Genomic DNA, 14,565 nt, shown 5'->3' with positions numbered 1-14,565 from the left:
AGCAAGAAAGGTCGTTCATAACCTGGATGCCCCCTCCTTTCTTAAGCATTCTTAGAAAGTCCCGATCGATTTCCTAATGATAAAACTTTCCATACCATCCAAAAAGTTCTTTTTTTCAAAAGTCATAGAAAAAAGCACCTCAAATTGTTAGATAGTGTCCAACAATTAGGGTGCAGTTCAATTTTTATTCAGGTTGTTTACCTGGACGAATGTAGGTTTTAATAATTGTTCAAGTTTTCTGTAGCTTACACCTTTTGGTTACGAGCTGCTCCTTGGAAAGAGAACACTAATCCACCTTCACCTGCATAGGTACCTATTAATGGTCCCATCTCAGTGAGAATACCCTCCTTAAATGGGTACCGGCTCATAATTTCATCTAAGACTGCTCTTCCTTTTTCTTCACAATTACTGTGGGAGAGAGAGACAATCTTATCTTCAAATTCTTTCGTATATTCACCAATTGTATCTATGAAACGTTTAAGTGCCTTCTTATCGCCTCTTACCTTCTCAAATACTTCTATTTTTCCTTCAATATCTACTCGAAGGGAAATTTTAATGTTTAAGGCATTAGCAATTGTACCCTTAAAGCGGTCGAGCCTTCCACCCTTAATCACATTTTCTAGTGTTTCGAGTAGGATAAATGTATTGGTCTTAGGGATTGCCACTTTAAGTGCATCTACTACTTCTTCAAATGACTTTCCAGACTCAATATCTCTGGCAGCTTGTACAAGTAGGATGACCATTCCGGGTGATCCATTACTTGAGTCAATGACTTCAATTTTTCGATCAGGTTGCTCTTCTAAAAGCATATTTTTTGCTAAAACTGCGCTTTCATATGTAGCACTAAGTGCTTTAGAAATGGTCAGGACGATTAAGTCATCATCTGTTTTTTTATAGGATTCTAAGAAGTCAAAAGGAGCTGGGCATGCGGACTTAGGTAGCTCTTTTGATTCCTTCATCATTTTGTAAAAGGTTTCGTTATCAATGGTTACTCCTGATTTAAAGTGCTTTTCACCAAACTGAATGTTAAGGGGAACAATTTCAATGTCATATTTTTCTATTAAATCCTTTGGTAAATCTGAGCTGCTATCAGTAATTATTTTAATACTCATTAGTCCACCTACTCAATTAATATAGCTAATTCTCTATAATAGTAACATATCTCAATAACATCCGTTAAATAATTGCTAAAAGTTGTATTTACTTCTTAATAATGGTATGATGAAGTTTAGTGTTTGGAATATGCTACTTTTTACAATTTCCAGCTTCAAGCATTCCAAAGTGGGAATGCTTTTTCTTTATATAGGTCAAAATACATCTGTAGTAGTATTACTTAATCATATAAATTTTATGAATGAATACGGAGCTTGTAAAGGGTAAACTTCCGTTTAATCGTTAAAACACGTAAAAGAATGATAAAGGAGAAATGTTAGTGAGTAAATTTCAAGATTTAGGAATCAGCCAGGATTTAATGAACGCAATTAGTAAAATGGGGTTTGAAGAAGCAACGCCTATTCAATCACAAACAATCCCTCTTGCATTAGAGAATCATGATGTAATTGGTCAAGCTCAGACAGGTACTGGTAAAACTGCTGCTTTTGGTATTCCGTTAATTCAAAAAATTGATGTTAGCAAAGATATGATTCAAGGAATAGTAATTGCTCCAACAAGAGAATTAGCTATTCAGGTCTCAGAAGAACTTTATAAAGTAGGTTCGTCTAAGCGAGTTCGCGTATTACCAATCTACGGTGGTCAAGATATTAGCCGTCAAATTCGTTCTTTAAAAACAAAGCCACCTCATATTGTTGTGGGTACACCTGGTCGTTTAATTGACCATATTAATAGAAAAACATTACGATTACAAAATATTCAAACTGTTGTTCTTGATGAGGCAGATGAAATGTTAAACATGGGATTCATTGAGGATATCGAATCTATCCTTTCTGAAGTGCCGGCTGAACGTCAAACTTTACTATTCTCAGCTACAATGCCAGGACCAATCCAACGCATTGCAGAGCGATTTATGAGGAATCCTCAAATTGTTAAAGTGAAATCAAAAGAAGTAACGGTTCCAAATATTCAGCAATACTATGTTGAGGTTCATGAAAAGACGAAATTTGATGTATTAACTCGTTTATTGGATATTCAATCTCCGGAGTTAGCAATTATCTTTGGTCGTACGAAGCGTAGAGTTGATGAGCTTTCAGAAGCACTAAACACACGTGGTTATGCAGCTGAAGGAATTCATGGAGATATGACTCAGGCTAAGCGTATGTCCGTTCTTCGTCAGTTCAAAGAGGGTACAATCGAAATTCTTGTTGCGACAGATGTAGCGGCACGTGGTTTAGATATCTCAGGTGTAACTCATGTATACAACTTTGATATTCCTCAGGATCCAGAATCCTATGTCCACAGAATCGGTCGTACAGGAAGAGCTGGTAAAACAGGGCTTGCTATGCTATTTGTTTCATCAAGAGAATTGGGGCAGCTTAAGAATATCGAAAATACAACAAAACGTAAGATCGATAAAATGAAGGCACCTACTTTAGATGAGGCACTAGAAGGTCAGCAAAAAATGACAATCGAAAAGCTTGTTAGCACAATGGAGACAGGGAATCTTTCCTTCTATAAGCGTACTGCTGAAGAATTGTTAGAAGAGCATGATTCAGTTTCAATTATTGCAGCTGCTCTTAAGTTAATGACAAAAGAGCCGGATAGTACTCCAGTTAAGCTTACTTCAGAGCCACCTGTAGTTGCGAAAGACCGTAAGCCTAAAGGAAAAGGTGGGTACGGTGGTCAAGGCGGCTACAAAGGTAATAGAGATCGAGATGGTGGTGGCGGTAATCGCGATCGTGATCGTAATCGCTCAAAAGGTGGAAGACCAGCAAGCAACAGTGGTCGTAGAACAAATCGTCGTGTAGGTACGGGTTCAAAACCACAATCATAATAGCCAAAAACGTAGTGTACATAACACTGCGTTTTTTTATTTTCAGGTTAAGATAAACCTGGAAAATAGCCCAATTTAATGGTTGGTTTTAGGTCAAGCAGTCATATAGAACCTCCTTTAACATACGTTTATAAAGTAAGGAGGTTGAGGTAATGAAGTTTCTACAGGATTTTAGAGAATTTGCTGTACGTGGGAATGTGATTGATATGGGAATTGGAGTTATTATTGGGACTGCCTTTGGTAAAATTGTAGACTCCTTAGTAACGGACATAATCATGCCACCGATCGGAGTCATGCTAGGTAAAGTGGATTTTTCAAATCTGTTTATTAATCTTTCGAACAAGGATGTTCATTCTGTATTAGAGGCTAAGGAAGCGGGTGCCGCTACGATTAACTATGGGCTATTTGTTAACACGATTATCCATTTTGTCATCGTGGCCTTTGCAACCTATATTGTTATCCGCCAAATTAACCGAATGAAAAAGGCGCCGATTGAATCCATTACGAAGAAGGAGTGCCCGCATTGTTTTACAAGTATTCCAACACTGGCTAAACGATGTCCTTTTTGCACGACATACCTAGACGAGGCACCTCCTATAGTAGGCTCTCGGAATAAGTCAAAACTTAAGGTTCGGATTCGATAAAAGAGTCCGAGCTTTTTTCGTATAGATTGTTGCTTGGTGAAAAAAACACAAAAGTCGGGATTTTTACTTTAGTATCAAGCACTTGCAATACATAAAAAGAGCCTTGCAAATTTTATAAGTAGCAGGGAATGCTAATAAGAAACGACTTTAAATGAGGTGTTCCTTTGACGATTGTAAGACTTGGGTATGTAGCAATGAGTGTATACTTGCAAAATGCATCTCCCTCTCAAACCATGACGTTTACGCAATTTCAAAAATTAAAAAATAGAGAGGCGGCGATTCGGAAATTAGAAAGAATTGCTCAATCAAACCTTCAAAACTGTCTTCGGCTTCTAAAACATAATCTAGCACATGATATAAGCTTTTTCCGTCTAAGTTCAAAATTAATTCCACTTGCCAACCATGAGGAACTCCCCGAATGGGATTATCTTGAAAGCTTAACTGATGATTTAAAGGAATTAGGAGAATTCGCAGAAAAGAATCAGATGCGAGTAGATTTCCATCCGGATCATTTTGTCATTTTAAATACCCCAGACACTGAGCTACTGAACGCATCGATAAAAACGTTAAAGCTTCATGCAGCACTTTTAAGAGGTATGAAAATTGACCGGGAGCATAGATGTGTCATTCATGTTGGTGGAGGTTATAAGGATAAAGAGAAAGCATTAGAGCAGTTTATTGAAAATTGGCAGTATATACCAAGGGGTATACAAAAGATGATCATGCTAGAAAATGATGATGTTACCTTCCATTTACACGATACTTTATATTTATGTGAAAAACTTGGTATTCCTTTAGTGTTTGATTACCACCATCATTTGGCTAATTTTCAGGATGAACATTGGGAGCAAGAATGGGAAAGAGTCGTTAAAACATGGGACTACTCTCCTCTGCCATTAAAAATGCATATTAGTAGTCCTAGAAATGAAAAGGAATATCGGGCTCATGCGGATTATATTGATCCCGAGTATTTCTTAGGGTTTTTAAATAAGGTGAAAGGATCTGTTGAGCATATAGATTGTATGATTGAAGCGAAGATGAAAGATGATGCCTTGTTTAGATTGATGAAAGAGCTCTTAAAGGAGAACTCCATTGAAAAAATAAATGACTCAACCTTCAAGATTCATTCATAGCATGGTAATTTGTTCCTTATTATAGTAAAGTGAAATTGACCATATTTAAGGAGCGTTTTAAATGCGAAAGGTACCGGAAAACCAATTAAGTAACCGTGCACTCGTTGTATGGAGAATATCAGCAATCATAACGATGATTATTTTTTTATTAGTAGGGGTTGCCGTTCTAATTACCTCGTTAATTTTCGATTGGCCCTTATGGATTGGAATTGCAGTAATCGGTCTCATACTATTAACCTCGATCTTTACAGTTGTTCTTTTTCCTAAGCTCCAATGGAAAAGGTGGAGGTATGAGGTTCATGAGGCAGAAATCGATATTCAACATGGAGTTTTTGTTGTTAACCGAACACTAATCCCGATGGTCCGAGTTCAACATGTTGATACCCAGCAGGGTCCGTTATTGAGAAAGTACAAACTTGCTACTGTAACAATCTCAACTGCTGCTACAGTTCATGAAATTCCTGCTCTGGATGAAGAAGAGGCTGAGCAATTAAGAGACAGAATCTCTACTCTAGCAAGAGTGGTGGATGACAATGATTAATTCTAAAAGGCTCCATCCCGTTGCGGCTGTTCTGCGGTTTATTCGATCACTTCGAGAGCTAGCAATCCCCCTTGTCATTTTTATTTTTGTTGGGGGTGGAGGAGAACGGATATTTGATTCCCTCTATCTTGCTGGAGTTATTGCGCTTGTTGTAGGTATGCTGGTTTTTGGAATATTATCTTGGCTCCGATTTACATATAGAGTGGAAAATAATGAACTAAGAATGGAATTTGGAGTCATTGTAAGAAAGAAACGATATATACCACTAGAGCGGATTCAATCAATTGATGTATCGTCAGGAATAATTCAGCGTTTATTTGGCCTTGTAAAGGTTCAGGTTGAGACAGCCGGTGGTGGGGATGATGCAGAAGCTGTCTTATCTGCTGTCACAAAGGAAGATGCCGAAGAACTAAAGGCCGTACTTTCAAAAAGAACTGATGTAACCGAAGAGGATTTGCATCTAGAGGAAGAATCAGATGAAATCAGATTGTCTACAGAAGACCTATTAATCATGGCCTCTACATCTGGTGGAATTGGTGTCATCCTTTCGGCACTGCTTGCTTTCTTTACACAATTTGAGGATATTATTCCTTATGATTTTGCCTATGGGATTGCAAAAAGCGTAGTAGGATCAGGAGTCATCCTTGTAACAGTTGGTATAGTTTTTATTATTCTATTTGCCTGGTTAGCGTCAATAATCAGCGCTTTTATTAAGTTTGGTAATTATCGACTCGTAAAAAAAGGGGATAATCTGTTTATTTCAAGAGGAGTGTTGGAAAAAAGGGAGATGACGATTCCCATCAAACGAATTCAAGCTGTTCGGATACAAGAGAATATCGTTCGTCAATTATTTGGTTTTGCAAGTGTCTATATCGAAGTGGCAGGTGGAGCATTAGATAAAAAAGAGGATCTATCAACTTTCTTACTGCCAATCATTGCTAAGAAGGATATAGCTACTGTGTTGGACAGATTTACACCTGATTTTTATGTAAAAGGAGATGTTCAACTCTTACCACAAAGAGCGAAGAAGCGATACGTCCTGCGCCTCTTACTCCCAGTTGTACCTGTGATTATCCTCATAAGTGTCTTCCTTAATCCGTGGGGTTATTTAAGCATTGTATTTCTACCACTCGCGATATTTCTAGGGCTAAGTATGTATCGTGAGGCAGGTTGGTCTCTTTCCGATCATCGGCTTTTATTAAAATACCGTTTTATCAATCGACATACCATTTATGCTAGAAAGACCCGCATCCAAGCTTTTCATTTTTCTCATTCGCTTTTTCAGAGGAAAAGTAAGCTAGCCTCGATCATTGTTTCTACACAATCAAAGCTTTCAGGAAAGCATTTTAAGTTAGTTGATGTAGATGAAGAAGATGCTACAGAACTGTATAAGTGGTATTCCTATGAAAAAAAGCAACCAATATAAAGTTTGGTTGCTTTTTTCTATGACTAACTATCGATTAATCATTCCTAAAATGATAAGAATTGCTAATACAATCCAAATGACCGTCCTTTTGTCCAATCTTCTTGGCATCATTCCGGCGATCCGTTTAAAAGAAAAAGAAGGTTTTGTGGAAGCGTAAGAATGGTAGCTTCTTCGTTTTGGTAATACAAGTGGAGCTAAGATGGCTCCCCCGATGAAACCGAAAATATGGCCAAGAACGTTGATATTACCTCCTACAAAGGTCATAATTAATCCGATTACTAAGATAGTTAGAACAATTTGTGAATTTGCTTGATCGATTAAGTCATTTCGGAAGAAAACCATATACAAGTAAATGCCGAATAGACCATAAATTGCACCAGAAGCACCGACGTGACTAAAATAGGAGGGTTCCAAGAAATAGGTAGCTACATTGGCGATAAATGCCGCGCCAATGTAGGCTATTAAAAATTTACTCTTTCCTAACAGTCTTTCTAGTGCTGGTCCGAAAAGAACCAATGAGAAGTTATTGAATAATACATGACCGAAGCTTGCATGGAGAACGATTGGTGTAAAGAGTCTCCACCATTCACCTTGCTCAATGAACATGTTATAGCCTACCATTGTTTCAAGAAGGTAGCGTCCACCAGGAAAGTTGAAGCTGATCCAGATCCATAGAAGAAAATGAAATCCAACTAAAAATGATACAATAGGATAAAAACGAAGGAACGTTTGAAAGTTTTCCGTACGTATAAACATGAAAAAACGACTCCTTTTCTGATAAGTGACTTATTTATATTTTATCATATGAGTACAAACCACTCCTACATGATAGCTTTTCAAATAATAGGATAGAAAAGAGGACGAGATGATTAAGGGTATCGGAATAGATATTATTGAAATCAATAGAATTGAATTGCTTTCAGAAAAGAATCAAAAATTTGCTAATCGAATTTTAACAGAGAATGAAAAAGCAGCCTTTACGTTGTTAAATGGTAGGCGGAAAAACGAGTTTCTAGCGGGTCGATTTGCAGCAAAAGAGGCTTTCTCAAAGGCAATGGGAACAGGTATTGGCAAGGGCTTGCAATTTACTGATATAGAAATTTCACAGGATCAATTAGGTAAGCCATATATATCAAAACCCTTTGTGGGTGGCGTGCATTTATCCATTTCTCATAGTAAGGAATATGCAGTTGCCCAAGTAATTATTGAAAGCTCGTCAAGCTAGTCTGCATATTGTGATACTTTGTCTCATATATTCTATTGGGAATCAATTTTTTAGTATGAGACAAAGGGGCTGAAATTATTATGCGAAAGAAGTTAGGTTTCGTTTTACTAGCAATGCTAGTTCTCCTTGCTTTAGCAGGGTGTGGAGAAAAGAGTCAAGCGGATGTAGTGAAGGCTTTGGGTACTAAGATGGAGGAAATTTCAGGTTACAAAGCAACAGCCAAGATGACGTTACAAACGGGAACAGAGGAACAGGTATACGAAGTGGATATTTGGCATTCAAAGCCACATTATTATAAGGTGGACTTAAAGAATGTTCAAAAGGATCAAAGTCAAATGATTCTTCGAAATGATGAAGGGGTATTCGTATTAACTCCTGCTTTAAATAAGAGTTTCCGTTTCCAAAGTGATTGGCCGTTAAACAGCAGTCAAGCTTACCTATATGAATCTTTAGTAAAAGACATTCTAGGTGATAAGGAAGCGGTCTTTACCGCAACGGGTGATCACTACGTATTTGAAACAAAAACCAACTACAAGAATAGCAAGGCGATTCCTGTTCAAGAAATTACTCTAAACAAGAAAGATTTAACTCCGGTAATGGTTAAAGTTATGGATCCAGACCGCAACCCTTTACTACAAGTTGAATTTTCTAGTGTTGAGTTAAATGCAAGCTTCGATGAAGGTGCATTTGACATGAACCGCAATATGACAGCTGCTCAGATTGATGTTCCGACAATGGCTGGTCAAGAGCAGAACACTCCGTTTGAAGTTTTATATCCTTTTGACTTACCTGAAGGTGTAAAGCTAATCGGGGAAAAGGAAATTGAAACAGAAGAAGGAAAGCGACTGATCCTAACGTATGGCGGAGAAGGTAAATCATTTACATTAATCCAAGAGCGCGCTAGTGTAGCAACGGTAACAACTACTTCAATGGTAAGTGGTGAGCCTGTTGATCTTGGCTTTACAGTTGGTGCCTTAACTGAAAATTCTTTAACTTGGTCACATAATGGAGTAGAATTTATGATTGCTTCAAATGATCTTACACAAGAAGAATTAATGATGGTAGCTGGCTCTGTTCAAGGTCAGTCCATTAAATAAGTCATTCAAGCTTAGACCCAGCATAATTGTTGGGTCTAGTTTATTTTTAAGGCTATATCTTAATAATTGTTGGTTTTGAACATTTTAATTCAGCTCAATCTGCATGGTGATATTTTCTTGTTTGACATTTTAAGGTATAGGTGTTAAATAATTTAATATAAATAAACAGATATGTAAACTGTAAGGAAGTGTTTTGGTTGAGTATGTCCCCTTATTATAGAGATACGTGGGTTGAGGTCTCATTAAGTAATATTTATGAAAATGTTCGAAATATGCGCGAATATCTTAACCCCTCAACTCGTATTATAGCTGTAGTGAAAGCAAACGCATATGGTCATGGTGATCTTGAAGTTGCTAAGATGGCTATAAAGGCAGGGGCTAGTATGTTAGCTGTTGCTTTTTTAGATGAAGCATTAGCATTAAGAAAGGGAGGGATCTGTGAACCTATCCTCGTTTTAGGTGTAATCCGTCCAGAAGATGCTGAACTTGCAGCAAATAAGCAAATTTCTGTCACCGTATTCCAACAAGAATGGCTAGAGAAAGCTAAAGGTTTTCTAGGTCAAATACCATTAAAGGTACACCTTAAATATGACACTGGAATGAATCGATTAGGTGCAAAAACATTAGATGAACTTCAAGAATTAGTCGAGACAATTCAGAAGAGCGAATCGCTTTCACTAGAAGGGTTATATACTCATTTTGCTTCTGCTGATGAAGTAGAAACCACCTATTTTGATGCTCAGCATACACGATTTCATGAAGCGGTCGATTATCTACAATCATTATCCATTCAAATTCCGATTATTCATTGTGGCAATAGTGCCGCTGGCTTAAGATTTCCTTCAATTATGTTTAATGCAGTAAGAATGGGTATTTCCATGTATGGATTATCTCCTTCAATGGAAATGAAGGGCTTATTGCCTTTTCAGTTGAAAGAAGCATTTTCCTTGCACAGTCGAATCAGTCATATAAAGAAAATTAAAGCGGGTGAAAGTGTAAGCTACGGTTCCACCTATACGGCAAATCAAGATGAATGGATTGGAACAGTTCCAGTTGGGTATGCAGATGGCTGGTTAAGATGCCTTAAAAATCGAGTTGTACTAGTTGAGGGAAGACGGACCCCAATCATAGGCAGGATTTGTATGGATCAATTTATGATCCGTTTACAAAAGGAAGTCGATGTAGGCACAAAGGTAACATTGATTGGTACTCAAGATAATGACTTTATTTCAATTGATGAAATAGCAAAAGAGATCAACACCATTAACTATGAAATACCTTGTATGATTAGCTATCGTGTACCTAGAATATTGATGGATCATGAAGAGATAATCGGCGTAAAAAACCCCATCCTACAAAATGTGGTAACGGAATAGGTGAAGAAATATTAAATACGATGCATAATTTCATATCTGTAAATAGATAATATGGTAGGATTTACAGAAGAACTTTGCAAAAATGCCTATTAGGTGATATGATTAAGAATGGATTAAAATATGTGTGTGTAGTTGATGGTGGAGGTGTATGTTTGTGTCCGATTCTAGTGCAACAACTACTGAAATAATTGTGCGTTTACCACAACAATTAATCAGTGAATTAGATGGGATCATTAAACAGGAAAACGGTAGTCATAGTGACATCATTTATCAAGCAACGAAGATGTATTTAAGAGAAAGAAAAAAGCGTCATATTCGTGAGTCTATGAGAAGAGGCTATATGGAAATGGCGAAAATTAACTTGAATATTGCGTCAGAAGCATTCCTAGCTGAAGAAGAAGCAGATCACACCGTTGAACGCCTAGTAAGCGGGGGGTAATCCTTTGATTGTTAAACGTGGTGACGTTTATTTTGCTGACCTTTCCCCAGTTGTTGGTTCTGAACAAGGGGGCGTTCGTCCAGTCCTTGTTCTTCAAAACGATATTGGGAATCGGTTTAGTCCCACAGTTATTGTTGCTGCAATAACTGCCCAAATTCAAAAAGCTAAGCTACCTACTCATGTTGAGATAGATGCGAAACGATATGGATTTGAGCGTGATTCTGTCATTTTACTAGAACAAATCAGAACAATTGATAAGCAACGATTGACAGATAAAATCACACATTTAGACGATGAAATGATGGAAAAAGTGGACGAAGGCTTACAAATCAGTCTCGGACTCATCGATTTTTAATATGGCTCTTCTTATAATAAAGCTGTTTAGAAAATTATTCTAAACAGCTTTATTTATTTTTAGAGTATTTGTTCTTGTGATAGGTATAAAGCAATGAAAACACCTCTCAGTAAAGTTTCTCCACTAACTTTATATTCTTTCTCCAAGAAAATGTTAAACATTAATTAATTGAGAAAATAAATTCCAATTTGGATAAAAAATTTGAAACTATGTGGCATCAATGGAATAATAGATTTATATATTTGGACCTTTGATACATATATATAATAAGGTTCGAAAAGCAACTTAATATAGGAAATGTCTTAGGGGGAGTAATGGATGGACACGTTTTTACTGGCACTCATTCGAGAAAACCAGGAGGAAATCGTTGTAAAATGGCTAGAAGAAATAAAAACCTTAGGAAATGAGAAAAGTTTGCGAGTTGTTTCTGATCAATTATTTATTAACACTAGTAGAGAATTCATTGATCTCATTATTACAAATATTGAGCATACAAAAGAACAACTCTCTGTTAGCTTAAATGATTTCTCAGAAAGAATTATTAAACTAGGTTGGCCTTTAAGCTACATAACTGAAGGGCTTCAGCAGTTTAGAAAAGTAATACAAGTGTGGTTACATGAACGAGAAATGGATGCCGCGGGACAGTTAAGAATTATGAGTGAGGTAAATAACTGGATTGACCCGATCATTAACCATATGGTCAACCACTATTCAGGTTCGTGGGAACATACCGTAACGATGCAAAAGATGGCTTTACAAGAGCTATCAGCACCTCTTATTCCGGTATTTGAAAATATCACCATCATGCCGTTAATAGGAACAATCGATACAGACCGCGCGAGAAAAATTATGGAAAATCTGTTGCAAGGTGTCGTAAAACATCGCTCAGAGGTAGTGCTAATCGACATTACGGGTGTTCCTGTTGTGGATACAATGGTGGCTCATCATATTATTCAAGCAGCCGAGGCGGTTCGATTAGTCGGGACGAAATGTTTAATTGTAGGGATTCGTCCAGAAATTGCTCAAACGATTATAAATCTTGGCATAGATTTAAGTCATATCATTACTAAAAACTCCTTAAAGAATGGACTTGAGTCAGCATTGAACATGACAGATCGAACAATAGTCACCGCTAAGGTAGGAGATGGGAAATGATGAGAATTCCAATTCTAAAACTGCGCCAATATTTATTAGTCACAATACAATGGGAGCTTGACGACCAAACAGCTATTCAATTTCAAGAGGATCTATTAAAAAAGATACATGAAACAGGGGCGAAAGGTATTGTCATTGATTTAACCTCTGTAGATATCATAGATTCTTTCATTGCAAAAGTCATTGGAGACGTTGTTAGCATGTCGAGTCTAATGGGTGCAAAAGTTGTTCTAACAGGAATCCAGCCTGCTGTTGCGATTACCCTTGTAGATTTGGGGATTCATTTAAATAATGTTCCAACTGCAATAGACTTAGAAAAAGGACTAGAGAAGCTTCAGCAAGAATTGGGGGAATAAGGATGGAAATCCAATCCTGCGTAAAGATCATTTCGGAATGGGACATCGTTGCGGCTCGACAGATGGGAAGAGATATTGCAAAGGAATTAGGGTTTGGAACAGTGGACCAGGCTAGAATTACAACAGCAATTTCTGAGCTGGCTCGTAATATATATTTATATGCTCAAAAAGGGTGTATTTGTTTTGAGGAAGTCTTAACAGCTGATCGTAAAGGAATTAAAATCTCATCTATTGATGAAGGACCTGGAATTTCGGATATAAGGCGTGCCATGGAAGATGGATTCTCTTCTTCAGGAGGTCTGGGAGCTGGCTTGCCAGGGGTCAAACGATTAATGGATGAGTTCACAATTGATTCGGTTGTGGGAAAAGGAACAGAAATTATTACGGTAAAATGGCTTAGGGGTTAATGGGTATTAATTGACCAAAAGGGGAGATGGGGTTGGAAAATCAGCAGGTAATGTTAGGCAAGTATGAAGAACTACTAACAAAATATCTCCGTGATTCAAACGAGCAACTATTATACAAGGGTCAAAGGCTTAGTAGGCAATCTATTGAAAATAATATAACTCCAGAGGAAATCGTGGCCATTCATAAATCAGTGTTACAGGATTTATATCCCGATATTCCAAAAAAGGTTGTTGATTCTTTTGATTTACTTTTAGAGGTTATGATTGGGTATGGCCTTGTTTATCAAGAGCATCAATTACTAAGGGATCAGCAAGAGGAAATCAAAAGTGAAATAGAAATAGCCGCGAATGTTCAGCAAACCTTGTTAGGTACTAAGGTGCCCCGTGTAAAAGGTTTAGATATTGGGGCTATTAGTGTACCAGCTAGGCAAATGAATGGAGACTATTTCCACTTTGTAGAAGATGAATCAGGAAGTATAAGTATGGCAGTCGCGGATGTGATTGGGAAAGGAATCCCAGCAGCCCTTTGTATGTCCATGATTAAATATGCGATGGATAGTTTACCTGAATCAAGGAACCATCCTAGCTTTGTACTGGAGAATTTAAACAGAGTAGTTGAGCAGAATGTAGATATAACAATGTTTATTACAATGGTCTATGGAATTTTTGACCCATTAACTAATCAATTTACGTATTCCTCTGCAGGTCATGAACCTGGCTTCTACTATTCTTCCAAGGATGAAACATTCTTGGATATTAATCCTTCTGGTCTTGTTTTAGGTGTTGATAAATCTATGAAATATAAAGAGTATAGTTATCAAATCGACATAGGGGACATGATTATCTTACTATCTGACGGAGTAACAGAGTCGAGATCAAAAGAAGGATTTATTGAAAGGGATGAGATCACAAGGCTTATTCGTCAATATAACCACCTATCTGCCCAAGAAATTGTAGAAAATATATATAAAGACTTAGAGAAACTTCAGGACTTCCAGTTAAAAGACGACTTTACTTTAATAATATTAAAAAGAATAGGTTTATGATTAATAAAAAGCGGGTAAATATCTTTTGTAGCCTAGCAAAAGGCTTGTACGTAAAGTTGAATGTTAGATGAAATAGATTCAAGTATAGGGAGTGGATCAAGTGAATCTACAGGTCGAAATTAACCAAGAAGGTTTAACGCATCATGTTTTTGTTAAGGGAGAAGTGGATGCTTATACGGCTCCTAAATTGAAGGATGAAATAGTTCCGTTGGCTGAGGGGAAGGATGTAAATCTCGTAATAGACCTCTCAGGCGTTTCTTATATTGATAGTACGGGTCTAGGTGTGTTTATTGGTGCTTTGAAATCTACACGGAAGTTCGGAGGAACATTACAGTTAGTTGGACTAAATGACAGAGTCAAACGCTTGTTTACGATTACTGGCTTAAACGAAATTATTGACATCTCTGGAGGTGAGTAA

The 14,565-nt window shown here is 37.2% G+C and carries 17 protein-coding genes; 15 read left to right on the top strand and 2 right to left on the bottom strand.

Annotation, left to right across the window (positions count from 1 at the left end; genetic code table 11):
- Window positions 1-245 precede the first annotated feature (245 nt).
- Window positions 246-1,112, bottom strand: a complete 867-nt coding sequence (locus M1D60_RS22365) for a DegV family protein (protein ID WP_456276992.1) — start codon at window positions 1,110-1,112, stop codon at window positions 246-248.
- A gap of 320 nt (window positions 1,113-1,432) precedes the next feature.
- On the opposite strand from M1D60_RS22365, the gene M1D60_RS22360 reads away from it, so the two are divergent.
- From M1D60_RS22360 to M1D60_RS22340, 5 genes are all read left to right on the top strand, one after another.
- Complete coding sequence (locus M1D60_RS22360) at window positions 1,433-2,947, top strand: DEAD/DEAH box helicase (protein ID WP_456276991.1); 1,515 nt, start codon at window positions 1,433-1,435, stop codon at window positions 2,945-2,947.
- Between the two features lie 152 nt (window positions 2,948-3,099).
- A complete protein-coding gene (mscL, locus tag M1D60_RS22355; protein WP_456276990.1) occupies window positions 3,100-3,591 on the top strand; it encodes a large-conductance mechanosensitive channel protein MscL in 492 nt (163 codons plus the stop codon).
- 164 nt (window positions 3,592-3,755) lie between these two features.
- Window positions 3,756-4,724: a UV DNA damage repair endonuclease UvsE gene (gene uvsE / locus M1D60_RS22350; protein WP_456276989.1), complete on the top strand. Its 969-nt coding sequence runs from the start codon at window positions 3,756-3,758 to the stop codon at window positions 4,722-4,724.
- A gap of 61 nt (window positions 4,725-4,785) precedes the next feature.
- Complete coding sequence (locus M1D60_RS22345; protein WP_456276988.1) at window positions 4,786-5,265, top strand: PH domain-containing protein; 480 nt, start codon at window positions 4,786-4,788, stop codon at window positions 5,263-5,265.
- A complete protein-coding gene (locus M1D60_RS22340) occupies window positions 5,258-6,691 on the top strand; it encodes a PH domain-containing protein (protein ID WP_456276987.1) in 1,434 nt (477 codons plus the stop codon). Before M1D60_RS22345 ends, M1D60_RS22340 begins: the two co-directional genes overlap by 8 nt.
- Before the next feature lie 27 nt (window positions 6,692-6,718).
- On the opposite strand, the gene M1D60_RS22335 is transcribed toward M1D60_RS22340, so the two are convergent.
- Window positions 6,719-7,447, bottom strand: coding sequence for a rhomboid family intramembrane serine protease (locus M1D60_RS22335; RefSeq protein ID WP_456276986.1), 729 nt, complete (start codon window positions 7,445-7,447; stop codon window positions 6,719-6,721).
- Window positions 7,448-7,556: 109 nt separating this feature from the next.
- On the opposite strand from M1D60_RS22335, the gene acpS reads away from it, so the two are divergent.
- The 10 genes from acpS (at window position 7,557) to M1D60_RS22285 (ending at window position 14,565) form a co-directional block, all read left to right on the top strand.
- Window positions 7,557-7,916, top strand: coding sequence for a holo-ACP synthase (gene acpS, locus M1D60_RS22330; RefSeq protein ID WP_456276985.1), 360 nt, complete (start codon window positions 7,557-7,559; stop codon window positions 7,914-7,916).
- Between the two features lie 80 nt (window positions 7,917-7,996).
- Window positions 7,997-9,013 carry a LolA family protein gene (locus tag M1D60_RS22325; RefSeq protein WP_456276984.1) on the top strand — a complete coding sequence of 339 codons (1,017 nt, stop codon included), beginning with the start codon at window positions 7,997-7,999 and terminating at the stop codon, window positions 9,011-9,013.
- Between the two features lie 203 nt (window positions 9,014-9,216).
- Window positions 9,217-10,389 (top strand): alanine racemase, encoded by a 1,173-nt coding sequence (gene alr, locus M1D60_RS22320; RefSeq protein WP_456279522.1) that lies wholly within the window; start codon window positions 9,217-9,219, stop codon window positions 10,387-10,389.
- 148 nt (window positions 10,390-10,537) lie between these two features.
- Window positions 10,538-10,828 carry a CopG family ribbon-helix-helix protein gene (locus M1D60_RS22315; protein ID WP_205603915.1) on the top strand — a complete coding sequence of 97 codons (291 nt, stop codon included), beginning with the start codon at window positions 10,538-10,540 and terminating at the stop codon, window positions 10,826-10,828.
- Between the two features lie 4 nt (window positions 10,829-10,832).
- Window positions 10,833-11,183: a type II toxin-antitoxin system endoribonuclease NdoA gene (gene ndoA, locus M1D60_RS22310; RefSeq protein WP_246945312.1), complete on the top strand. Its 351-nt coding sequence runs from the start codon at window positions 10,833-10,835 to the stop codon at window positions 11,181-11,183.
- Window positions 11,184-11,501: 318 nt separating this feature from the next.
- Window positions 11,502-12,338: an RsbT co-antagonist protein RsbRA gene (locus M1D60_RS22305; RefSeq protein WP_456276983.1), complete on the top strand. Its 837-nt coding sequence runs from the start codon at window positions 11,502-11,504 to the stop codon at window positions 12,336-12,338.
- On the top strand, window positions 12,338-12,694 hold the full coding sequence (locus M1D60_RS22300) for an STAS domain-containing protein (protein WP_456279521.1): 357 nt from the start codon (window positions 12,338-12,340) through the stop codon (window positions 12,692-12,694). Before M1D60_RS22305 ends, M1D60_RS22300 begins: the two co-directional genes overlap by 1 nt.
- Window positions 12,695-12,696: 2 nt before the next feature.
- Complete coding sequence (locus tag M1D60_RS22295) at window positions 12,697-13,101, top strand: anti-sigma regulatory factor (RefSeq protein ID WP_456276982.1); 405 nt, start codon at window positions 12,697-12,699, stop codon at window positions 13,099-13,101.
- A gap of 32 nt (window positions 13,102-13,133) precedes the next feature.
- Window positions 13,134-14,147: a SpoIIE family protein phosphatase gene (locus M1D60_RS22290; RefSeq protein ID WP_456276981.1), complete on the top strand. Its 1,014-nt coding sequence runs from the start codon at window positions 13,134-13,136 to the stop codon at window positions 14,145-14,147.
- A gap of 100 nt (window positions 14,148-14,247) precedes the next feature.
- Complete coding sequence (locus M1D60_RS22285) at window positions 14,248-14,565, top strand: STAS domain-containing protein (protein WP_456276980.1); 318 nt, start codon at window positions 14,248-14,250, stop codon at window positions 14,563-14,565.

Source organism: Bacillus sp. AK128 (assembly GCF_053903075.1).
Note: the sequence above shows the minus strand (reverse complement) of the source record. Positions and strands in the feature narration are given on the sequence as shown.

Excerpts from the sequence above, each read along its gene's own strand:
- M1D60_RS22365 (WP_456276992.1), bottom strand. The coding sequence starts at position 1,112 with ATGAGTATTAAAATAATTACTGATAGCAGCTCAGATTTACCAAAGGAT.
- acpS (WP_456276985.1), top strand. The coding sequence starts at position 7,557 with ATGATTAAGGGTATCGGAATAGATATTATTGAAATCAATAGAATTGAA.
- M1D60_RS22295 (WP_456276982.1), top strand. The coding sequence starts at position 12,697 with ATGGAAATCCAATCCTGCGTAAAGATCATTTCGGAATGGGACATCGTT.
- M1D60_RS22300 (WP_456279521.1), top strand. The coding sequence starts at position 12,338 with ATGAGAATTCCAATTCTAAAACTGCGCCAATATTTATTAGTCACAATA.
- alr (WP_456279522.1), top strand. The coding sequence starts at position 9,217 with ATGTCCCCTTATTATAGAGATACGTGGGTTGAGGTCTCATTAAGTAAT.
- M1D60_RS22325 (WP_456276984.1), top strand. The coding sequence starts at position 7,997 with ATGCGAAAGAAGTTAGGTTTCGTTTTACTAGCAATGCTAGTTCTCCTT.
- M1D60_RS22315 (WP_205603915.1), top strand. The coding sequence starts at position 10,538 with ATGTTTGTGTCCGATTCTAGTGCAACAACTACTGAAATAATTGTGCGT.
- M1D60_RS22345 (WP_456276988.1), top strand. The coding sequence starts at position 4,786 with ATGCGAAAGGTACCGGAAAACCAATTAAGTAACCGTGCACTCGTTGTA.
- M1D60_RS22340 (WP_456276987.1), top strand. The coding sequence starts at position 5,258 with ATGATTAATTCTAAAAGGCTCCATCCCGTTGCGGCTGTTCTGCGGTTT.
- mscL (WP_456276990.1), top strand. The coding sequence starts at position 3,100 with ATGAAGTTTCTACAGGATTTTAGAGAATTTGCTGTACGTGGGAATGTG.
- M1D60_RS22335 (WP_456276986.1), bottom strand. The coding sequence starts at position 7,447 with ATGTTTATACGTACGGAAAACTTTCAAACGTTCCTTCGTTTTTATCCT.
- M1D60_RS22305 (WP_456276983.1), top strand. The coding sequence starts at position 11,502 with ATGGACACGTTTTTACTGGCACTCATTCGAGAAAACCAGGAGGAAATC.